Origin of the sequence: Cellulosimicrobium sp. CpK407, assembly GCF_051844275.1 — a bacterium.
Taxonomy (GTDB): Bacteria; Actinomycetota; Actinomycetes; order Actinomycetales; family Cellulomonadaceae; genus Cellulosimicrobium; species Cellulosimicrobium cellulans_G.
Genome location: NZ_JBGNYC010000038.1, coordinates 21,125 through 44,507, shown reverse-complemented (window position 1 = coordinate 44,507; position 23,383 = coordinate 21,125). Strand labels below are relative to the sequence as shown.

General features: G+C 72.3%; 9 protein-coding genes. All 9 read left to right on the top strand.

All coding sequences use genetic code 11. The features are described 5' to 3' along the window. On the top strand, positions 1–189 hold a 189-nt coding region (locus ABWU78_RS15425; protein WP_439158891.1), incomplete at its 5' end, for a hypothetical protein. A 9-nt stretch (positions 190–198) separates the two neighbouring features. After that, on the top strand, positions 199–4,389 hold the full coding sequence (locus ABWU78_RS15420) for a beta-L-arabinofuranosidase domain-containing protein (RefSeq protein ID WP_439158890.1): 4,191 nt from the start codon (positions 199–201) through the stop codon (positions 4,387–4,389). A gap of 169 nt (positions 4,390–4,558) precedes the next feature. Next, the gene (locus ABWU78_RS15415) at positions 4,559–7,453 is read left to right on the top strand and encodes a family 43 glycosylhydrolase (RefSeq protein WP_439158889.1); all 2,895 of its coding nucleotides are present in this window, start codon (positions 4,559–4,561) and stop codon (positions 7,451–7,453) included. Positions 7,454–7,605: 152 nt separating this feature from the next. Further along, entirely contained in the window at positions 7,606–10,023 is a 2,418-nt protein-coding gene (locus ABWU78_RS15410) for a family 43 glycosylhydrolase (protein ID WP_439158888.1), read from the top strand. A 238-nt stretch (positions 10,024–10,261) separates the two neighbouring features. Next, positions 10,262–15,199, top strand: coding sequence for a family 43 glycosylhydrolase (locus ABWU78_RS15405; RefSeq protein WP_353707734.1), 4,938 nt, complete (start codon positions 10,262–10,264; stop codon positions 15,197–15,199). Positions 15,200–15,312: 113 nt separating this feature from the next. After that, on the top strand, positions 15,313–17,889 hold the full coding sequence (locus ABWU78_RS15400) for an immunoglobulin-like domain-containing protein (protein WP_439158887.1): 2,577 nt from the start codon (positions 15,313–15,315) through the stop codon (positions 17,887–17,889). 212 nt (positions 17,890–18,101) lie between these two features. Then, positions 18,102–20,351, top strand: a complete 2,250-nt coding sequence (locus tag ABWU78_RS15395) for a glycoside hydrolase family 127 protein (protein ID WP_439158886.1) — start codon at positions 18,102–18,104, stop codon at positions 20,349–20,351. Further along, a complete protein-coding gene (locus tag ABWU78_RS15390; protein WP_439158885.1) occupies positions 20,348–22,366 on the top strand; it encodes an Ig-like domain-containing protein in 2,019 nt (672 codons plus the stop codon). The genes ABWU78_RS15395 and ABWU78_RS15390 overlap by 4 nt, the downstream gene beginning before the upstream one ends. Before the next feature lie 376 nt (positions 22,367–22,742). Continuing rightward, positions 22,743–23,378, top strand: a complete 636-nt coding sequence (locus ABWU78_RS15385) for a hypothetical protein (RefSeq protein WP_439158884.1) — start codon at positions 22,743–22,745, stop codon at positions 23,376–23,378. Positions 23,379–23,383 lie beyond the last annotated feature (5 nt).

Here is a 23,383-nt window from a genome sequence, read left to right as displayed (position 1 = left end):
TCCCCCCCCCCCCCCCTCTACCTCGGCGGACCACGCCTCTACCTCGGCGACACAGCGGCTGAGCAGAACTCTTCCCTCGTGGCCGGTCCGGCAGGCCACGAGGGCGCGGCCCGCGCGCGCCTCGCGCGGGCCGCCCCACCCGACGAACCCGTCCGACGCGCGGACGACGACGCCCGCGCGCGACCCTGAGGAGCAACGATGCACCCCCGACCGACCGACGGCGTCCGCCGTCGACCCGGCGGCGCGGCCCGGCTGGCGGCCGTGGCGGCCGCCGCCGCGCTCGCCGTGACCGCGTGGGCACCGTCCGCCGTCGCGGCCGACGCCCTGCCCGCGCCCGTCCTCGACCTCGCGTTCGACGGCGACGTCGCCGACGCGAGCTCCCTCGCCCATCCCGTGGCCCTGCGCGGCCACACCGGCTCCGTGCCGACCGGCTACTCCTACGTCGACGGTGTCGACGGGGAGGGCCAGGCCCTGCGCCTGAGCGGGAGCACGTACCTCGACCTCGGGTCGTCGACCGCGCTGCAGCCCGAGGACCTGACGCTCTCGTTCTGGGTGGAGCCCAGCGGCAAGCTCTCGGGCGAGCACGTGATCACGTGGAACAAGCGGGCCTACAACTCCGACGGCTGGTACCTGTCGTCCGAGTCGGACACGGTGCCGCTCGCGCTGTCGGTCGGGCCGGCGTCGGGCCAGCCGTACAAGGTCCGCGTCGCGAGCTCCGACCGTGCGGCGTTCTTCCCGGCGGACGAGTGGACGCACGTCGTCGTCACGTACGACCACGTGACGAAGGACGTCGCGTTCTACCGCAACGGCGAGAAGGTCCCGTCCACGGTGGCCAACGCCGTCGGCGGCGACGCGACCGGCGTGCTCGGCTCCGACCCGGCGCTGCCCAAGACGATCGGCTTCAACGGGCCGCAGTACAACGGCGCGTACCTCAAGGCGACGCTCGACGACTACCGCGTGTACGACGCCGTCGCGGACCTGGGCGACGTCGTCGGGCTGTACGAGGAGAGCGGGCGCACGGTCGATCGCGACGCCGTCGCGCAGGACGACGCCGACGCGCTGTCGCTGCCCGAGCGCGCGACCGTCGCGCTCGTGCTCCCGACGACGGGCTCGCGCGGGTCGACCGTGTCGTGGCGGTCGTCGCACCCCGACGTGATCGCGACCGACGGGACCGTGGTGCGGCCCGCGATCGGCGAGGACGACGCGCACGTCACGCTCACCGCGACGGTGCGCTACCTCGACGGCGAGCCCGTGACGCGCGACCTCGAGGTCGTCGTGCCGGCGTTCGTCGACGAGACGCCGCTCGAGGACACGGCGCTGCCGTCCGTGCTGCTCTCCGACGACTTCCTCCAGAACGCCGCGGCGAAGGAGCACGAGTACCTGCTGAGCCTCGACTCCGAGACGTTCCTCTACGAGTTCTACAAGGTCGGTGGGCTCACCCCGACCACGGCCGCCGGGTACGGCGGCTGGGAGCGCAGCAACGCGGTGAACTTCCGCGGCCACGCGTTCGGCCACTACCTGTCGGCGCTCGCGATGTCGTGGTCCTCGACCCGGGACCCGGAGACCAAGGACGCGCTGTTCACCGAGATCGAGGAGGGCGTGGGTGGGCTCGCGCGCGTGCAGGACGCGTACGCCGCCGCCCACCCCGGCTCGGCCGGGTACGTCTCGGCGTTCCGCGAGTCGATCCTCGACCAGGTGCAGGGCACCGGGACGTCGGACGAGAACGTCATCGTGCCCTGGTACAACCTGCACAAGGTGCTCGCCGGGCTGCTCGACGTCGCCGAGTACGTCGACGGCCCCGTCGGGGACCAGGCGCTCGCCGTCGCGACCGACTTCGGGCTCTACGTCCAGGGCCGCGTGGCGAAGCTGCCGAGCACCGACGTCATGCTCCGCACCGAGTACGGCGGCATGAACGAGGCGCTGTACGAGCTGTTCGACCTCACGGGCGACGTCCGGATCAAGGAGGCGGCCGAGGCGTTCGACGAGGTGACGTTCTTCCGCCAGCTCGCCGCGGGCCAGGACGTGCTGCCGGGCAAGCACGCCAACACGCAGATCCCCAAGCTGCTCGGCGCGCTCAAGCGCTACCAGGTGTTCACGCAGAACCCCGAGTACTACGACCTGCTCACGCCCGCCGAGAAGGACGAGCTGCCGATGTACCTCGCGGCGGCGGAGAACTTCTTCGACATCGTGGTGCGCGACCACACGTACGTCACCGGGGCGAACAGCCAGGCCGAGCACTTCCACGCGCCCGGCTCGCTGCACGAGCGCGCCGACGAGCAGGGCACGGCGCGCAACGCCGAGACGGCCGAGACGTGCAACGAGTACAACATGCTCAAGCTCGCGCGCGAGCTCTTCACGCTGAGCAAGGACGTGCGGTACGCGGACTACTACGAGAACACGTTCATCAACACGATCCTCGCGTCGCAGAACCCGGAGACGGGGACGACGACGTACTTCAACCCCATGGCGTCGGGCTACCACCGCGTGTACAACCTGCCGTTCACCGAGTTCTGGTGCTGCACCGGCACGGGCATGGAGAGCTTCTCCAAGCTCGGCGACTCGATCTACTTCACCGGCCAGGGCTCGGTGTGGGTGAACATGTTCTTCTCCTCGACGGTCGAGCACGCCGAGCAGAACCTGCGGCTCACGCAGGAGGCGAACCTGCCGAACGAGGACACGGTGACCTTCCGCGTCGACGCGCTCGACGGCGGCGCGGTCGCCGAGGACGCGACGCTGCGGCTGCGCGTGCCGTCGTGGATCGCGGGTGATCCTGGCCTGGAGGTGAACGGCGCCGCCGTGGAGCCGGTCGTGTCGCGCGGGTACGTCGTGCTGCCCGTCGCCGCGGGCGACGTCGTCCGGTACACGATGCCGATGGCGGCGTCCGTCGTCGACACCCCGGACAACCCGTACTTCGTGGCCTTCCGGTACGGGCCGGTCGTCCTCTCCGCGACCCTCGGCGAGGTCCCCGAGCCCGCGTGGCAGGGCACGGGCATCCTCGTCCGCTCCTCCACGCGCGACGCCGACGCCCAGACCACCATCACGGCGGCGAACATGGGCGCCGACGAGTGGAAGGAGCGCATCGCCGAGAACCTCGTGCGCGTCGAGGACGACGCCGAGGGCCGGGTGCAGCTCCGGCTGCGGAACACTGCCGACGGCGGCGACCTCGTCTTCACGCCCCACCACACCAACTGGGACGTGACCTACGGGCTCTACCTCAACCTCGACGAGCCGGACTCCGCGGCGTCGCAGGAGCGCATCCTGCGCGCCAAGCAGGAGCTGCGCGACGCCGACCGCACCGTCGACAGCCTGACGAGCTTCGACAACAACAACTTCGAGAACGCGAAGAACCTCAAGCAGAGCGGGTCGTCGGTCGGGACGTTCTCCGGCCGTCAGTTCCGCCACGCGAACGGCACGGGCTGGTTCAGCTACGACCTGATGATCGACCCGGCCTCGGCGTCGAACCACCTGGGCGTCACGCTGTACTCGGGCGACCAGGGTCGCGTCTTCGACGTGTACGTGAACGACGAGAAGCTGAAGACGATCACCACGGTCGCGAACGCCCCGACCAAGGACGAGCAGGGGTTCTACGTCGACACGACGCAGCTCCCCGCGAAGTACCTCGAGATCGGCGAGAACACGCGGTGGAAGGTCGACAGCGCGGGCGAGTACGTGCTCGACGAGGACGGCGAGCGCATCCCCGTGGTCACCGTGCGCTTCCAGGCGACGGGCGGCTGGGCCGGAGGCGTGTTCGGCGTCCGGGTCGACCGCGCGGCGTCCTACGACGCGACGCCCGGGCTCGCGGCGCTCGCGTTCGACACCGGCGCGCTCGCGCCAGCGTTCGACCCGGCCGTCACGGACTACACGCTCACCGTGCCCGAGGGCACGACGAGCGTCGTGCTGGACGCCGACCCGCACGTGCCGAGCGGCCTGGTCCGTGTCGACGGCGTGCTGATCGACGACACGCAGGGTCGCGTCGTGCCGCTCCCCGCGGACGGGAGCGCGCGGACCGTGGAGGTCGTCGGCGTCGCGCAGGACCACCGGACGGCCACGACCTACCGGGTCGAGATCGTGCCGGGGGCGGCGGCCGTCGTGCCGCTCGACGTCGAGGTCTCCCCGCGCTGCCTCGCGGGCAAGGTCTACGTGGCCGTGCGGGCGACGAACACGGGCGACGCGCCGGTGGACGTGACCCTGGCGACGCCGTACGGGGAGAGGTCCTACCCGGCCGTCGCCCCGGGCGCGAACGCGTACCAGTCGTTCGCCGCGCGCTCGGTGTCGGTCCCCGCCGGCACCGTGACCGTCACGGGCTCCGCGGTGCTCGACGGCCCCGACGGCCCGCGCGAGGTCACCACGGCGTACGACGTCCCTCTCGACGCCCGCGCCTGCGGCTGACGCCCGTCCCGCCGACGGAGCGACGCAGTCCGCCGGGGAGGTCCCGGGGCCACGGCCCCGCGACCACCCCGGCGGACCGTGGCCCGCGCCGGGCGGGCCCGAGAGCGATATCGGTATCGATACCGCTCTCCGCACGATCGACCATGACCTCGACGAGGAGGAGAGAGAGATGAGCAGGCAGGTGAGGGCGGCCGTCGCGGCGGCGCTGGCGGGAGTGCTCGCGCTCGGCGCGAGCACGACGTCCGCGGCGGTGGCGGACGAGTCGAGCGAAGGACCGGGAGGAACGAGCACGATCACCGGGCTGACGACCACCGACCACGGGGACGGGACGTACGGTGTCCCGCTGCTGGGCAGCGACGTCCCCGACATCTCCGTGGCACGCGTCCCCGCGGCCGAGAGCGACGAGGGTCGCGACGTCTACTACATGATCAGCACCACGATGCACCTCGCGCCGGGCGCGCCGATCATGAAGTCGTTCGACCTCGTGAACTGGGAGATCGTCGGGTACGTCTACGACCGGCTCGGCGTGGGCGACGTCTCCTCGCTGCGCAACGGGCAGAACGGCTACGGCAACGGTCAGTGGGCGTCGTCGTTGCGCTACCACGACGGCACGTTCTACGTGGTCTTCAACACCAACGACCTGGGCGGGTCCTACCTCTTCCGCACGGACGACGTCGAGCACGGCGCGTGGGAGCGCACCCCGCTCGGCCGGGGGTTCCACGACCCGTCGCTGTTCTTCGACGAGGCCGACGGCGGGACGCCCTACATCTTCTACGGCTCGGGCGCGACGAGCGCCGTCCGGCTGAACGACGACCTCACCGCGATCGAGGCGGACTTCCCGAACATCTTCCGTGCCGAGGACTACGCGGGCGAGCGGTTCGTCGGCGGGCTGTTCGAGGGCGCCCAGGTGCACTACATCGACGGCGAGTACTACGTCGCGATCATCACGTGGCCCAGCGGCCAGAACCGCCAGGAGGTGCTCTTCCGCTCGCCGCACCTGCTGGGTCGCTACGAGACCGCCGACGGGTCGAACCCGTACGTGGCGCGCAGCGCGCTGAACTCCGACGGCTTCGCCCAGGGCGGGCTCGTCGAGGTGCCCGACGGCGCGGGCGGCTACGAGTGGTGGGGCATGTTCTTCCGCGACACCTACCCGCTCGGACGCATCCCCGCGCTCATCCCCGCGACGTGGGAGGACGGCTGGCCCACGTTCGGCGACGACGGCGTGGTCCGCGTCGGCGACACGTTCGCCAAGCCGATCGTGCTGGACCCGGCGACGGAGCGCCGGGAGCGGCTGAAGAGCATCGTCGCCTCCGACGACTTCGCGAACGACGCCGAGCACCGCGCGTTCAGCGACACCGTCTGGGAGGTCCCCGACGCGCCCACGTACGACGAGTCCCTGCTCGGCGTCGAGCTCGTCGCCAACCCCGGGTTCGAGGACCCGACGACCGCACCCTGGGCAGCGCAGTTCGGGGCGACGCTGACGCGCGAGACGAGCGGCGCCGCGTCGGGAACGGGCGCGCTGCGCGTCGCGGGCCGGACGCTCAACGGCTCCGGCCCGAACCAGCAGCTCGGCGGGAAGATCCAGGCGGGCGTGACCTACGAGGTCTCGGCCCGGGTCCGGTACGCCACGGGGCCCTCGACGGTCCGCTTCAACCTGGTCGGCGACTGGGGTGCGGGCGTGAAGACCCTGGCCTGGGCGGACGCGACCCCCGGGGAGTGGGCCACGGTCCGCGGCACCTACACGGTGCCGACCGGCACGGACGTGAGCACGTTCAAGCTCGCGGTCGAGACGCCGTGGGCGAACCCGCAGCCGCCGTCGTCGAGCGTCGAGTACCTGCTCGACGACGTGTCCGTCGTCGGCCGCGCGCCGGACGTCGAGACGCCCACGCGCGAGGAGGTGTCGTACAACGGCTCCGACCTCGACCTCGCGTGGCAGTGGAACCACGCGCCGGACAACCGGTACTGGTCGCTCACCGAGCGCGAGGGCTGGCTGCGCCTGACCAACGGGCACGTCGTCACCGGCGAGGCGGAGTACACCAAGGCGCCCGGGCGCGACCTCACGTATCTCGAGGAGGCGCGCAACACCCTCGGGCAGCGCACGTTCGGCCCGACGTCGTCGGCCCAGACGAGGCTCGACGTCTCCGGCATGCTCGACGGCGACGTCGCCGGGCTCGCCGTCTACGGGCGCAGCTTCGCGTACGCGGGGATCCAGCAGGTCGACGGCGAGCGCACGCTCGGTCTCGTCACCCGGCTCCAGCCGTTCGCCGACACGATCGACCGCGAGGCGGTCGAGTCGTTCGTCCCCGGGTCGCAGGTCCCGCTGGGCGAGCGCACGGACGTCCACCTCAAGGCGGACGCGGACTTCGCCTCGCCGAACGGCCAGCTCTGGGTGCAGTACTCCTACAGCCTCGACGGGCGCACCTGGCAGCCGCTCGGGGCCCGCCAGGGGCCGCTCGTCATGGACTGGAGCCTGTCGCACTTCATGGGGTACCGGTTCGGCCTCTTCTCCTACGCCAAGGAGCGGACCGGCGGCCACGTGGACTTCGACCACTTCCTCCTGAGCGACGTGCTCGACGCGGATGGCGGCGCCGACCGGACGGCGCTCGACGCCGTCGTCGCCGAGGCCGAGGGGCTCGACCCGGCGCACTACACGGCCGAGTCGTGGTCCGCCGTCGCGAAGGAGCTGGCGGCGGCGCGGGCCACGACCGCGCCGTCGACGCAGAACGAGGCCGACGCGCCCGCGCGGGCGCTCGCGCTCGCCGTCGCGTCGCTCGTGCGGGCCGACGTCGCCGAGGTCGCGTTCACGGCCGAGGCGAGCGTGCGCGCGCTCGCCGGGAAGGACTACGTCGCCGTGCGCGTGACGAACGACGAGGACGTGCCCGTCGACGTCGTCGTCACCACGCCGTACGGCAGCCGGTCGTTCGCCGACGTCGCGCCGGGCCGCCACGCGTACCAGGCCTTCGCGAGCCGCCTCGCGAGCGCCCCGGCGGGCGAGGTGACGGTCTCGGTCACCCGCTCGACCGACGGGTCCACCGCGACCCGCACGGTCACGTACGGCGGCTGACGCGCCGCCGACCCGCCGGCGGGTCGCTCGGGCGGGCCGCCGGTCCCGGACGAGAGGAGGGCGCACGACGACGGCGCGACACCGCCGTCGGGCACGACCGTCCGCGCGAGGCGCGCGGACGAGGCACGACACACATCGATCGAGGAGGATCCATGGACACGCACCACCGCAGACGACGCCGCCTGCGCGGCGCTGTCGCCGGGGCCGCGCTCGCGACGCTGCTCTCGGCGTCGCTCGCCGCGCTCCCGTCGTACGCCGCGGACGAGGAGCTGGTCGTCAACGGCGGCTTCGAGGACGGCACGACCGGCTGGTTCGTCAACAACGGCAACGCGACCGACAAGGCCGTGCTGTCGACCACCGACCAGGCGTTCGCGGGCGAGGCCGCGGCCCTGACCACCGAGCGCGCGACGACCGGCTCCGGTCCGATGCAGGACCTCAGCGGCAAGGTCCGCGCGGGCGAGACGTACGAGCTCACGGCGAAGATCCGGTACGACGCCGCCGCGGCCCCGGCCACCAAGCAGTTCTTCGCCACGATGCACTACGGCGGGGGGACGTACACGAACCTGGTGAGCGTCACCGCGACCAAGGGCCAGTGGGCGACGTTCGACGGCCGGTTCACGATCCCGGCCGACCAGAACGTCAGCACGGCGCGGCTGTTCTTCGAGACGCCGTGGACGAGCAACCCGTCCGCCGACCCGGCGACGCACCTCATGGACTTCGTGCTCGACGACGTCTCCGTCGTCGGCGCGGCGCCGCCCGGGCCGCCCTCGAAGACCATCGAGGTCCTCGGCAAGCTGCCCGGCGAGCACAACCCGCTCATCTCCCACAAGTTCGGGGCCGACGGGTTCGGGTTCGTCGAGGACGGGCGCGTGTACATGTACATGACGAACGACACCCAGGGCTACGCGCCCGACCCGGTGACGGGCGTCTCGCCGCAGATCAACTACGGCAGCATCAACCAGATCACGCTCATCTCGTCCGAGGACCTCGTGAACTGGACGGACCACGGCGAGATCCAGGTCGCCGGACCGCAGGGCGTCGCGCCGTTCACGAACAACTCGTGGGCGCCGGGCATGGCGAAGAAGACGGTCGACGGCGTCGACAAGTACTTCCTCTACTACGCCAACGGCGGCGGGTCGTCGAACGTCATCACGGGCGCCTCGCCGCTCGGGCCGTGGACGAGCGAGCGCGACAGCACGCTCATCGACGGGCGCACCCCGGGCGCCGAGGCCGTGGCCTGGAAGTTCGACCCGGCGCCGCTCGTCACCGACGAGGGCGCGTACCTCTACTTCGGCGGCGGCCCGGCGTCGACGTCGATGCCCGCGGCGGAGCGGTTCAACAACCCGAAGAACATCCGCGTCATCGAGCTCGGCGACGACATGGTCTCGACGCAGGGCACCGCGGCCGTCGTGGACGCGCCCGTGGCGTTCGAGGCGGCGCAGGTCTTCGAGCGCGACGGGAAGTACTACCTGTCGTACTCGTCGCACTTCGGCGGGAACGACTTCGGCGGCAACCAGGCCACGCTCCCGGGGTACCCGGGCGGCGGGCAGATCGGCTACATGATCTCCGACGACCCGATGTCGTTCCCCAAGGAGACGTACGCCGGCGTGATGTTCCCGAACCAGTCGCAGTTCTTCGGCGCGGGCACGGGCGGCAACAACCACCAGTCGGTGTTCGAGCTGGACGGCAGGTACTACTTCACGTACCACGCGCCGACGCTCAACAAGCGCATCAACGGGAACACCACGCAGGGCTACCGCAGCCCGCACATCCAGGAGCTGACGTTCAACGCGGACGGCACGGTCCAGCAGGTCGTCGGGGACTACGCGGGCGTGGACCAGGTCAAGGACCTCGACCCGTTCCAGGTGCTCGAGGCCGAGACGTTCGCCTGGCAGCAGGGCCTCGCCACCGCGAAGGTCGACGGCGGCTCGGTGCAGTTCGGGGACGCGGCGCCGAACCTCGTCGTCCGCGACGTCGACGCCGGGGACTGGTCGGCGCTGTCGTCGGTCGACTTCGGTGACGGTGCCGCGAGCGTCACGGCGCGCGTCAAGCCGCTCGTCGAGGGCGCCACCGTCGAGGTGCGCCTCGACGACCGCGAGGGTGCCGTCGTCGGGACGCTCGACCTCGACACCCCCGTCGGCGAGTGGGCGGACGTGACCGCCGCCCTCGAGGGGGCGAGCGGCGTCCACGACGTGTACTTCACGTTCGCCGGCCCCGCGGGCGCCGACCTCGTCGAGGTGGACACGTGGGAGTTCGCGGCCGACGCCGCCGCCCCGGCCGTCGAGCTCGACGTGACCGCGTCCGCACGCTGCCTCGCGGGCAAGGCCTACGTGGCGGTGCGTGCGACGAACTCCGGGGACGTCCCGGCCGACGTCACGCTCGCCACGCCGTTCGGCACGCGCGTCGTGGAGGACGTCGCGCCGGGCGCGAACGCGTACCAGTCGTTCGCGGCCCGGTCCACGTCGCTCGCGGCCGGGGTCGCGTCCGTCACGGGCACGGCCGTGCTCGACGGCGCCGACGTGAGCACGCCGTACGAGGCCGCGTTCGACGCGCTGGCCTGCGGGGGCTGAGGACGGGACGGACGGCGCGCACGTCGCGCCGAGACCCCCGGGAGCGGGTCGGCGTCCCGGACGCCGGCCCGCTCCGCCGCTGGAGCCGGGCGCCGCAGGAAACTCGATATCGGTTTCGACGACGTAGAGCGCCCTGGACCCTCGTCATGTTTGCGCTCACATGTTAGCGTTCACACGCGCGTCCGACGACGGACCTGCGACCGGCGCTGCCGCCGGGCACGACGACGAGGAGTCACCGATGACCTCACGCCACGAACCACCCCCGACGCCCGCGGAGCCCCGCGCCCGACGCCGACGCCGCTCGCTCGCCGCGCTGCTCGGGCTCGCGCTGGTGGCACCGCTCGCGCCCGTGGGCGCGGCGGCCGCCGGCCCGATGCCCGCGGCACCCGCGCCGGTCCCGGCTGCGGCCGAGCCGAGCGCGGAGGGGCTCCGGCTCTGGCTCCCGCTCGACGAGACCGCGGGCACCGTCGCGCACGACGCCTCCGGCAACGGCCTGGACGGGACCCTCACCGGCTCCGGCGGCGGCTGGCAGCCCGGCCAGGGCCTGACGTTCGGCGGGTCCAACCACGTCGACCTGCCCGACGACCTCCTCGCCGGCTACGACGCCGTGACGGTGAGCGCGGACGTGTGGGTCGACGCGTCGCTGACCGGCAACTACTTCTTCTACACCCTCGGCAACCCGGCGGTCGGCACCCCGCAGTCCGGGAACGGCTACCTGTTCTCGACGGGCAACGCGAACTACCGTGCGTCGATCTCCGACCTCGCGTGGGGTCGCGAGCAGAACACCGCCAAGGCCCCCGCCGCCGCGCTGCAGCGCGGAGTCTGGAAGACGATCACGTACACGCTCGGCGGTGGCACCGCGCGGCTGTACGAGGACGGCGCGCAGGTCGGGCAGAACACCGCGGTGACCATCACGCCCGGTGCGATCGGCGGCGGCACGACGACCGCGAACGCGCTCGGGAAGTCGGCCTACGCCGCCGACAACCTCTTCAAGGGCCGCATGAAGGACTTCCGGCTCTACGACCGCGCGCTCACCGCGCAGGAGGTCGCCGACCTCGCGTCCACCGGCGCGCAGCACGCCGTCGCGGCCGACGCCGCGGCCCTCGACCTCGGCGACACGACCGCCGTCGTCACCGACCTCGCGCTCCCCGCGAAGGGCGTCGGCGGCTCGGCGGTGACCTGGGCCAGCTCCGACGAGGCGGTCGTCTCCGCGAGCGGTGCGGTCACGCGGCCCGCGGGCGACGAGCCCGCGACCGCGACGCTCACCGCGACGGTGGCCCTGCGCGGCGCGACCGAGACGCGGACGTTCGACGTCACGGTCCTGCCGGGCGACGGCGACCAGGCCAAGGCGGACGCCGCGGCCGCCGCGCTCGAGGTGACGAACCTCGACGACGTGCGCGGCAACCTGACCCTGCCCGCCACCGGGCTGCACGGCGCGAGCGTGACCTGGGCGTCGTCGTCGGGCACGATCACCCCGACGGGTGAGGTGACGCGCCCGGGCCACGGCGAGGACGCGGAGACCGTGACCCTCACCGCGACGGTGACCGTGGGCGAGGCGACCGCCACGCGCGAGCTCGCGGCGCACGTCCCCGCGCTGCCCGAGCAGGAGGACCTCGCGGGCTACCTCTTCTCCTACTTCGTGGGCGAGGGCACCGCCACGGGCGAGCAGGTCTACTTCGGGCTCAGCCAGGGCAACGACCCGCTCAAGTACCAGAACCTCAACGACAACCAGCCCGTCCTCACGTCCGAGCTGGGGGAGAAGGGCCTGCGGGACCCGTTCATCATCCGCTCGCCCGAGGGCGACAAGTTCTACCAGATCGCGACCGACCTGCGGATCTACGACGGCAACGGCTGGGACGCGGCGCAGCGCACGGGCTCGAAGTCGATCATGGTGTGGGAGTCCACGGACCTCGTGAACTGGACCGACCAGCGCCTCGTGCAGGTCTCGCCTGACACCGCCGGCAACACGTGGGCGCCGGAGGCGTACTACGACGAGACGATCGGCGCGTACGTCGTGTTCTGGGCCTCGAAGCTCTACGCGGAGGACGACCCGGACCACACCGGCAACACCTACAACCGCATGATGTACGCCACGACGCGCGACTTCGTGACGTTCAGCGAGGCGCAGGTGTGGGTCGACCCGGGCTACTCGGTCATCGACTCGACCGTGACGCGGCACGACGGCCAGTACTACCGCTTCACCAAGGACGAGCGGAACAACACGTCGTCCACGCCGTGCTCCAAGTTCATCCTCGCGGAGAAGGCGGCCGAGCTGCGCTCGACGGACTACGAGTTCATCACCGACTGCATCGGCAAGGCGAACTCGCTCGGCGGCGGGATCAACCAGGGCGAGGGCCCGACGATCTTCAAGTCGAACACCGAGGAGAAGTGGTACCTCTTCATCGACGAGTTCGGCGGCCGTGGCTACGTGCCGTTCGAGTCGACCTCGCTCGACGCGGCCGAGTGGACCATGTCCACCGACTACGAGATGCCGTCGCGCCCGCGCCACGGCACGGTGCTCCCCGTGACGCAGGCCGAGTACGACCGCCTGCTGAAGACCTACCAGCCCGACGCGTTCGTCGAGTCCGTCGAGGACGTCGCCGTGACCGTCCAGACCGGCTCCGCGCCGGTGCTGCCCGCGAGCGTCACGGCACGCTTCGCCGACGGGTCCACGGGGTCGGTGGACGTCACGTGGGACGCGGTCGATCCGGCGTCCTACGCGCAGGCGGGCTCGTTCGAGGTGCTGGGCACTCTCGGCGGCGGCGTGAGCGTCCGCGCCCGCGCGGTCGTCACCGTGACCGACGACGTCGTCCCCGTCGAGGGCCTGAGCGTCACCCCCGAGTCGCTCGAGGTGGGCGTCGGCGGCACGCGGCAGCTCACCGCGACCGTCACGCCCGCCAACGCGACGGCGCGCGCGATCACGTGGGCGTCGGACGACGCGGACGTCGCCACGGTCTCGGCCGACGGCGTCGTCACGGGCGTCGGCGAGGGCCACGCGCTCGTCACGGCGACCACGGCCGACGGCTCGCACACCGCGTACGTGGCGGTCGAGGTGACCACGGAGATCCCGGGTCTCGTCGTGCGGTACGCGTTCGACGAGAAGAGCGGCACGGCGGCGGCGAACACCGCGCCCGGGTCGACGTTCGGCCCGGCGACGCTGACCAACGGCGCGGCGTTCTCCGGCACCGGGGAGGGCGTCCGGCTCGACGGGACGGACGACTACGTCGACCTGCCCGACCACCTGCTCGCCGGACTCACCGACGTCACGGTCGCGCTCGACGTCAAGGTCGCGACGGACCAGGCGACGCCGTACTTCGTCTATGGTCTCGGCAACACGAGCGGCACGGCGGGCAACGGGTACCTGTTCACCACGGGCAACGCGTACCGCACGTCGATCGCGACGGGGAACTGGACGACCGAGCAGACCGTCACCAAGAACGCGAACCTCCAGCGCGGGGTGTGGAAGCACCTGACGTACACCTTGTCCGGCACGACGGCCGTGCTCTACGAGGACGGCGTCGAGGTGGGCCGCCAGACGGGCGTCACGATCGACCCGAAGGACATCGGGAACGGCTCGACGCTCGCCAACTACATCGGCCGCTCGCTGTACTCGGGCGACCGCTACCTCAAGGGCTCGGTGCGGGACTTCCGGATCTACGACCGCGCGCTCACGGCGGACGAGGTCTACCAGGTCGGGGCCGACCACACGGCGGTCACGGGTGCCGAGCTCGACGCGCTCAAGGTGCCCGCGATCGTCGACGGGGCGAGCTCGACCGTGACGCTCGCCGTCGAACCGGGCACGGACGTCTCCGCGCTCGCGCCGGTCCTCACGGTCTCGCCGCGCGCGACGGTCACGCCCGCCAACGGCTCGGTGCAGGACCTCACGCAGCCCGTGGCGTACACCGTGACCGGTCCGGACGGGTCGTCGCGCACGTGGACGGTCCAGGCGAAGCAGATGGGCAGCCCCGTGCTGCCGGGGACGTACGCCGACCCGAACATCGCGCAGTTCGGCGGCACGTTCTACCTCTACGCCACGACCGACGGCACGCCGGGCTGGGGCGGCAAGGACTTCTACGTGTGGAAGTCCACCGACCTCGTGACGTGGGAGCGCTCGGAGCAGCCGTTCCTCACGCTCGACGGCGCGAACGGGAACGTCCCCTGGGCGACCGGCAACGCGTGGGCGCCCACGATCATCGAGCGGGACGGGAAGTACTGGTTCTACTTCTCCGGCCACAACCCGACCTACAACCGGAAGACGATCGGCGTCGCGGTGGCCGACAGCCCCGAGGGCCCGTTCACCGCGCAGCCGACGGCGATGATCACCAACGGTGAGGCAGTCACCTCGGGACAGGCCATTGACCCGGCCGCGTTCCGCGACCCGGAGACCGGGAAGTACTGGCTCCTGTGGGGCAACGGCGGCCCGTCGAACGGCCCGGTCATGGCCGAGCTGAACGACGACATGACGTCGATCAAGCAGGACACGCTGCGGCGCATCCCCGGCCTGACCGACTTCCGCGAGGGCCTGTTCCTCAACTACCGGGACGGCGTCTACCACCTCACGTACTCGATCGACGACACGGGCTCGGAGAACTACCGGGTCGGCTACGCGACGTCGGACAGCATCGACGGACCGTGGACGTACCGCGGCGTGATCCTCGAGAAGGACGCCTCGCAGGGCATCCTCGGGACCGGGCACAGCTCGATCCTCAACGTCGAGGGCACGGACGACTGGTACATCGCGTACCACCGGTTCGCGATCCCCGGCGGCGACGGGACGCACCGCGAGACGACGATCGACCGCCTCACGTTCGGCGAGGACGGCCTCATCCAGAAGGTCGTGCCGACGCTCGAGAGCGTGGACCCGGTCGACGTCACCCCCGCGCCCCGGGTCGAGCTGACCGTCGAGGCCACGCCGCGGTGCCTCGCGGGCAAGGTCTACGTCGCGGTCCGGGCGACCAACGCGGGCGACGTGCCCGCCGACGTCACCCTCACGACCCCGTACGGCACGAGGACGTTCGCGGGCGTCGCCCCGGGCGCGAACGCCTACCAGTCGTTCGCGACCCGCGCGACGTCGGTCGAGGCCGGCACCGTGACCGTCACCGGCACGGCGACGCTCGACGGCACCCCGGCCACGACGACGTACGACGTCGCCTACGCCGCGCACGCCTGCGGCTGACGACCCCGCCGAGGTAGAGCCGCAGGTCGCGAGGTAGAGCTCCCCGAGCTCTACCTCGCGACCGCGGGCTCTACCTCGCGGCACGACCTGCATCTCGACGAGGAGAGGACGACATGATTTCCGCACACCGAGGACGCTCGGCGCTCGCCGCCGGGCTCGTGGGGGCGCTCGCCGTCTCCACGCTCGCCACGGCGGTCGCCGCACCGGCCGCCGCAGACGTCGGGGGGCCCACCGACGACGGGCTCGTCGCGTGGTACCCGCTCGACGCCGCGAGCACGACCGGCGGCACGACGGCGAACCTCGCCGAGGGCTCGACGTTCGGCCCGGCCACCCTGGTGGGCGGGACGGCCACGGCGGAGGGCACGACGCTCGACGGCACGGACGACTACGTCGACCTGCCGGACCACCTGCTCGCCGGGCTCACCGACGTCACGGTGAGCCTGGACGTGCTCGTGAGCCAGGACCAGGGGACGCCGTACTTCGTCTACGGGCTCGGCAACTCGAGCGGGACCGCGGGCAACGGCTACCTGTTCACGACGGGCAACGCCTACCGGACCTCGATCGCCACCGGGAACTGGTCGACCGAGCAGACGGTGACCAAGGGCTCCAACCTCCAGCGCGGCGTCTGGAAGACCCTCACGTACACGCTCACCGGCACGACCGCGACGCTCTACGAGGACGGCGTGCAGGTCAAGCAGGCCACGAACGTCACGACCGACCCCGGCCAGATCGGGGGCGGGCAGACGACCGCGAACTACGTCGGCCGCTCGCTCTACTCCGGCGACCGGTACCTCAAGGGCCAGGTCCGCGACTTCCGCCTCTACGACCGCGCGCTCACGGCGGCCGAGGCGGGCGAGCTCGCGGCGGAGACCTCGACGGCGGCTGCCGACGCCGACATCGCCGCGCTCGACCTCGGCGACACGAGCACCGTCACCACCGACCTCGTGCTGCCCACCACGGGCGCGCAGGGGTCGATCGTCACGTGGACGTCGTCGGACGCGGGCGTCGTCAGCGCCACGGGGAAGGTCACCCGGCCCGCCGCCGGCGAGGACGACGCGACGGTGACGCTCACGGCGCTCGTCACGCGCGGCGCGGTCGCCCGCACCGCGACGTTCGACGTCACCGTGCTCGCCCACCTCGCCCCCGCCGAGGCCGTGGCGTGGGACGCGAGCCACGTCGTCGTGCCGCACCTCGACGACGTGCGCGGCAACCTCACGCTGCCCGCCGAAGGGGCCAACGGCTCCGCCCTCACGTGGGAGAGCTCCGACCTCGCGACCGTCTCGGCCACGGGCGAGGTGACGCGGCCCGCCCACGGCGAGCCGGCCGCCGTCGTGCGGCTCACCGCGACCGCGACCAAGGAGGGTGCGACCGCGACGCACACCTACGACGCGACGGTCCGCCCGCTGCCCGCCGCGGCCGACTACGAGGGCTACTTCTTCCCGTACTTCGAGGGGGAGAGCACCGCGGACGGCGAGTCGGTCTACTTCAGCGCGAGCAACGGCAACGACCCGCTCGACTGGGTGGAGCTCAACGACGGCGAGCCCGTGCTCACGTCGACGCTCGGCGAGAAGGGCCTGCGCGACCCGTTCATCATCCGCTCGCCCGAGGGCGACCGGTTCTTCCTCCTCGCGACCGACCTGCGGATCTACGGCGGCAACAACTTCGGCAACGCGCAGGAGCGCGGGTCGCGCGCGCTGATGATCTGGGAGTCGACCGACCTCGTGCACTGGTCCGACCAGCGCATGGTCACGGTGTCGAGCGCGTACGCGGGCAACACGTGGGCGCCCGAGGCGTTCTGGGACGCGCAGCGCGGCGAGTACATCGTCTACTGGGCCTCGGCGCTCTACCCGACGACGTCGACCGACGGCCGCCGCATCGCCGACTCCTACCAGCGCATGATGTACGCCACGACGCGCGACTTCGTGACGTTCTCCGAGCCACAGGTGTGGATCGACGAGAAGCGCGGCAACGGCCTCGGGATGATCGACTCGTCGATCGTCGAGCACGACGGCACGTACTACCGGTTCACCAAGGACGAGGCGTACATGATCCCGCGCCTCGAGAAGTCGACGGACCTGCGCTCGACCGACTGGGACCTCGTCGCCGAGAAGATCGGCTACGGCCAGCCCAACCCGTGGGGCGGCACGCTCACCGCGGGCGAGGGGCCGACCGTCTTCAAGTCGAACACCGAGGAGAAGTGGTACCTCTTCGTCGACCAGCCGAGCTACCACGGCGGCCAGGGCTACCTGCCGCTCGAGTCCACCGACCTCGACTCGGGCGTGTGGACGTCCGTCGACGCCCACCTGCCGAGCAGCCCCCGCCACGGCACCGTCCTGCCGATCACGGCCGCCGAGCACGCCGCGCTCCTCGCGGCCTACGGCGAGCAGCCGCCGGCGCCCGAGCTCGACCTCGCGGTCGAGGTGACACCGCGCTGCCTCGCGGGCAAGGCGTACGTCGCGGTCCGCGCGATGAACGGGGAGGACGTCCCCGTCACGCTGACGCTCACGACGCCGTACGGCGAGAAGACGGTCGCCGACGTCGCGCCGGGCAAGAACGCCTACCAGTCGTTCGCCGCCCGCGCGACGGCGGTCCCGGCCGGGACCGTCACGGTGACCGGCGTCGCGACCCTCGACGGGAAGGAGGTGACGACCACGCGCGAGGCGCAGGTCGACGCGCTCGACTGCGCCTGACACCCGCGAGGCCGCACCCCGCCGAGGGAGAGGCGAGGTACCGCGAGGAGAGGTGTGGTCACGACCACGCCTCTCCCTCGACGGACCAGAGCCCTCCCTCGGCGACGCGGCGGCCGGGCGGAAACCAGCACGAGCGTCGGACGCGGGGCTTCCCTCCTTGCCGCCGACGACGCTTCCACCACTCGACGACGAGTGAGAAGGAGCGACAGCTCATGCACGTGCACGACTCCAGCTATTCGCGGCGGGCCGTCCTGCGGCTCGGGGCGCTGGCCGCCGGGGCGACCGGCGCCGTCGCGCTCGCGGGCGGCGGCAGCGCCCTCGCCGCGCCGCCGGTCCCGGCACTGACGGTCCCGAGCGGACCGCCCGTCAGCCGGGCCTTCCTGCGGTCCCTCGACCGCTCGGTGACCCTCGACGGCTGGGCCGCCGAGCCGTTCCCGATGTCCGACGTGACGCTCGCCCCGAGCGTCGCGACGCGCTCGCAGGACCAGATCCTGCACCTCGCGCGCGAGTACCCCGTGGACCGCGTCCTCGCGGTGTTCCGGCGCAACGCCGGGCTCGACACCCAGGGCGCGTCCGCGCCCGGCGGCTGGGAGGGCTTCGGCCACGCCAACGAGCAGCCGTGGGGACCCGACGACTACCCGGGCCGGGCGAACACCCAGACCGCGAACCTCCTGCGCGGCCACTACGGCGGGCACTTCCTGTCCATGGTGTCGCTCGCGTACGCGAGCACGGGCGAGACGGTGTTCCGCGACAAGGTGGACCAGATCGTCGAGGGCCTGGCGGAGGTCCAGACGGCGCTCGCGGCCATGGGGCGGTTCAGCCACCCCGGGTTCCTCGCGGCCTACGGCGAGTGGCAGTTCAGCCAGCTCGAGAAGTACGCGCCGTACGGCGAGATCTGGGCGCCGTACTACACGTGCCACAAGATCATGGCCGGTCTGCTCGAGGCCTACCGCCTCGCGGGGAACGACCAGGCGCTGGCGCTCGCGTCGTCCATGGCGGCGTGGGTGCACAGCCGCCTGTCGGTGCTGCCGCAGGCGCAGCTCGACCGGATGTGGGGCATCTACATCGCGGGCGAGTACGGCGGCATGAACGAGGTGCTCGCCGACATCGCGTCGATCACGGGCGACGACACGTACGTCGCCACGGCCAAGCTGTTCGACCTCAACACGCTCGTCGACGCGAGCGCCGCGGGCACGGACACGCTCAACGGCAAGCACGCGAACCAGCACATCCCGCAGTTCCCCGGCTACCTCAAGGTCTACGACCTCACGGGCGAGGAGCGGTACCTCAAGGCGGTCGAGGGCTTCTGGGGCATGGTCGTGCCCGGGCGCACGTACGCGCACGGCGGGCACGGCGAGGGCGAGCTGTTCGGACCGCCGAACACCGTCGCGGGCGACATCGGCGCGCGCAACGCAGAGACCTGCGGCACGTACAACATGCTCAAGCTCTCGCGCCTGCTGTACTTCCACTCGCTCGACCCGAAGTACATGGAGTACTACGAGCGCGGGCTGCTCAACCACATCGTCGGCTCGAAGAAGAACACGCAGTCCACGACGAGCCCCGACGTGACGTACATGTACGGCGTCAACCCGGGCACGCGGCGCGAGTACGGCAACACCGGCACGTGCTGCGGCGGGACCGGGCTCGAGAACCACGTCAAGTACCGCGACTCGGTGTACTTCCGGTCCGTCGACGGCGAGGTGCTGTACGTCAACCTCTACCTCGCCTCGACCCTGACGTGGGAGGAGAAGGGCTTCGAGGTCGTCCAGGAGACGCAGTACCCGAAGGTCGGCGCGACCCGCCTCACGGTGAACGGCTCCGGGCCGCTCGACCTGCGCCTGCGCGTGCCCGGCTGGGTGCGCAAGGGCTTCACGGTGACGGTCAACGGCGTGGAGCAGGAGCTCGACGCCGTGCCGGGGACGTACGTGAGCGTGTCGCGCTCGTGGTCGCCCGGCGACGTCGTCGAGGTGACGATGCCGCTGAGCATCCGCGCCGTGCCGACGATCGACAACCCCGCGATCCAGAGCATCGAGAACGGGCCGACCGTCCTGCTCGCGCGCAGCGCGTCGCGCGAGTACCTCAAGCTGTCGCTCTACGCCCACATGGGCCTCGACGGCACGCTCGAGGGCGCGTTCACCGATCTCGGGAACGGGTACTTCCGCCTCGGGGACCTCACGTTCGAGCCCGCGTGGTCGGGCGACGACACGCAGTACCACATGTACGTCGAGCGCTCCGAGCCCCGCGTGGTCTTCGCAGGGCTCGACAGCGGCGTCGCCAACGCCGCGCGGCCGAACGGGACGACGTTCCTCGACGTCGTGTGGGGCGACGGCGGCTTCGCCGACCGCGCCGCGTTCCTCCAGAAGGTCCAGCGCACGGTCGAGCAGTTCACCGCGGACGGCCTCCTGAGCCGCCGCGACGGTCAGAAGGTCCTGGTCACGGCGGGGAAGGCGAGGCTGGCATGAGCGCGCGCACCGACTCATCGCGGGGCGCGGGCTCGGCCGTGCTCATCCCACTCGGGCACGAGCCGGGGACACCCCGGGCCCGACGGCGCGTGGTCGCCACCGCGACCGTCCTCGCCCTCGCCCTCACGGGTGCGGGCGTCGGGGCGTGGGCCGCGACCTCGGGCACCGGGGACGAGGTCCTGGCGGCGGCCGACGAGGCGCCGTCGAACGTGGCGCTGCTCGGCACGCCCGAGGCGAGCTACACCGCGTCGTGGAACAAGGTCGAGGCCGTGAACGACGGCGCGGGCGTGAGCACCGGGGGAGCGCACGACGCGACCTGGGCGACGTGGAGCGGCGACCGACCCGCGACGCAGTGGCTCGAGTACTCGTGGCCCGCGCCGGTCACCGTGGACCGTTCCGTCGTCCGGTTCTGGTCCGACGGCACGGACGCGAACGGCGACAACGTGCGGGTCCCGGCGTCGTGGACGCTCCAGTACTGGGACGCGGACGCCGGCGCGTTCGTCGACGTCCCGAACCCGAGCGGCTACCCGACCGAGCGGCTCACGACCAACGAGACGACCTTCGACGCGGTGACGACGACGCGCCTGCGCGCGACGTTCGACGCGCTGCGGGGGACCACGGCGACGACGTACTCGGCCGTCGGGGTGTCCGAGTGGGAGGTCTGGGGCACGGGCGGCGTCGAGGAGCCGGAGCCGGTCGACCCCAACGGGCCGATCGACTACTCGCCCGTCCACATCCCCACGGACGTCGGCGTCCTGCCCGACCTCCCGGCCGAGATCGACGCGATCTTCACCGACGGTCGCGTCGAGACGGTCTCCGTGGACTGGGACGACGTGACGGCCGACGACGTCGCCGTCGCGGGGGCGTTCGAGGTCACCGGGACGTCGGACACGCTCGTCGAGCCGGTGAGCGGCACGGTGCACGTGCGCGACGGCGCGCCGGGGGACGTCACCGCGGTGGACAACGTGAGCGTCGTGACGCTCGCGGGCACCGCCCCGGCGCTCCCGGCCACCGTCACGGCCGAGTACGAGGACGCGTCCAAGGACAGCCGCATCCCGGTGACCTGGGGCGCCGTGGACCCGGCCGACTACGCCGAGCCCGACGGCCTGTTCTTCGTCGCCGGGGACGTCGAGGGCACGGACGTGCCGGCCGAGGCCGTCGTGTTCGTCGTCGCGCCGGACACCGGCGAGGACACGACGCCGCCGACCGTCACCGTCACGGCGCAGCCCGGCCCGGCGACGTCGGGCTGGTACGTCCAGCACCCGACCGTCACGGTCGTGGCGTCCGACAACCGCGACCCGGCCCCGGCGGTCGAGGTCTCGGTCGACGGCGGCGCGTGGGCTCCCTACGACGGCCCGTTCGCGGTCGACGAGGACGGCGTGCGCACGGTCGAGGCGCGCGCGACCGACGCGGCGGGGAACGTCGGCACGGGTTCGCGCGAGCTCCGCGTGGACACGGTCGCGCCGGTGACGGTCGCGACGCTGCGCGAGGTCGGCAGCAGCGTCGAGATCACGCTCGCGGCCACGGACGCGGGATCGGGCGTCGACAAGGTGCAGTGGGAGGGCCCCGGCACGTTCTGGGGCACGTACACCGAGCCGTTCACGCGCGCGCTCACCGACGAGCCGCAGGTGATCGAGTTCGCCGCGACCGACGCGGCGGGCAACGAGGAGACGCGCCAGCAGGTCGTGCTGCCCGCGCTGGGCGGCGAGCCGGGGCTGGACCTCGCGGTCGAGGTGTCGCCCCGGTGCCTCGCCGGCAAGGCGTACGTCGCCGTGCGCGTCACGAACGGCGAGGACGTCCCGGTGTCGGTGACGCTCTCGACGCCGTACGGCGAGAAGGCGTTCGCCGACGTGGCGCCCGGCAAGAACGCCTACCAGTCGTTCGCGACGCGCGCGACGTCGGCCCCGGCCGGCACCGCGACCGTCACCGGGACCGCCACGGTCGACGGCCCCGACGGACCCCATGAGGTGACCGCCACGGTCGACGCGCCGTTCGACGCGCTCGACTGCGGCTGACGCCGAGGTAGAGCCCTGGTACCGCGAGGTAGAGCCCCGGTACCGCGAGGTAGAGGCGTGGTCGTGACCACGCCTCGACCTCGCCACGGTGGGTGACCACAGACCCCCGGGTGGTGTGCCGGCACCGTCCGGGTCCGGCTCGGCCCCCGTCGCTCCTCGGAGCGGCGGGGGCCGAGCTTCGTGCTGCCGAGCTTCGTGCTGCCGAGCTTCGTGCTGCCGAGCTTCGTGCTGCCGGCGGCGAGCGGGTGAACAACCTGGACAGATGTTCAGTTCAGGCGTCCAAGATGGCAAGATGATCGCGGCTGGACGCTCGTCCAGCCGGGTTCGGGGGGACCCAGCGGCGCCCACCCCGGGCCGGACGAAGAGGTTCATCGCAGTGACGACCACCCGCAGGCTGCTCGCCGCCCTCGTGATCGCCGGCTCCCTCGTCGTCCCCGCCGGCGCCGCCTCGGCCGCCACGCTCACCACGACCGTCCCCGACCCGGCCGACGGCGTGCGCGTGAGCGTCGAGATCACCGAGCGCGAGGTGCCCGCGGGGCCGCGCGTCGTCGTCGTGGGCGAGGGCCCGTTCGTCGTCGGCGGCGAGCTCGTGGTGCGCGGCACCGGCCTCGCGCCGCACACCACCTACGAGGTCTGGCTCGAGAGCGAGCCCGTGCTCCTCGGCACGGTCACGACCGACGCCGACGGCGCGTTCGAGCTCGTGACGACGATCCCCGCCGGGACGGCACCGGGGGAGCACCACATCCGCCTCGCCGCACCGGGTGACGGTGCCGACGTCCTGTCCGAGCCGTTCGTCGTCCTCGCCGCGCCGGGCGAGCCGCAGGAGCCCGGCGGCACGCCGTCCACGGGCACGGGCGGCACGACCGGTGGCGGGGCGTCCGCCTCCCCGCGCCCCGGCGGCCTCGCCACGACCGGCACGGGGCTCGTCGGGGCCGCCGTGCTCGCGGGGCTGGCCGTCGCGGCCGGTGCCGCGCTGCGCCGTCGGGCGCACCAGGGCAGGTCCGCCGCCTGACCGGG

What these genes read in the sequence shown, in the direction of transcription:
- ABWU78_RS15420 (WP_439158890.1), top strand. Translation starts at nt 199, where the DNA reads ATGCACCCCCGACCGACCGACGGCGTCCGCCGTCGACCCGGCGGCGCG.
- ABWU78_RS15415 (WP_439158889.1), top strand. Translation starts at nt 4,559, where the DNA reads ATGAGCAGGCAGGTGAGGGCGGCCGTCGCGGCGGCGCTGGCGGGAGTG.
- ABWU78_RS15410 (WP_439158888.1), top strand. Translation starts at nt 7,606, where the DNA reads ATGGACACGCACCACCGCAGACGACGCCGCCTGCGCGGCGCTGTCGCC.
- ABWU78_RS15405 (WP_353707734.1), top strand. Translation starts at nt 10,262, where the DNA reads ATGACCTCACGCCACGAACCACCCCCGACGCCCGCGGAGCCCCGCGCC.
- ABWU78_RS15400 (WP_439158887.1), top strand. Translation starts at nt 15,313, where the DNA reads ATGATTTCCGCACACCGAGGACGCTCGGCGCTCGCCGCCGGGCTCGTG.
- ABWU78_RS15395 (WP_439158886.1), top strand. Translation starts at nt 18,102, where the DNA reads ATGCACGTGCACGACTCCAGCTATTCGCGGCGGGCCGTCCTGCGGCTC.
- ABWU78_RS15390 (WP_439158885.1), top strand. Translation starts at nt 20,348, where the DNA reads ATGAGCGCGCGCACCGACTCATCGCGGGGCGCGGGCTCGGCCGTGCTC.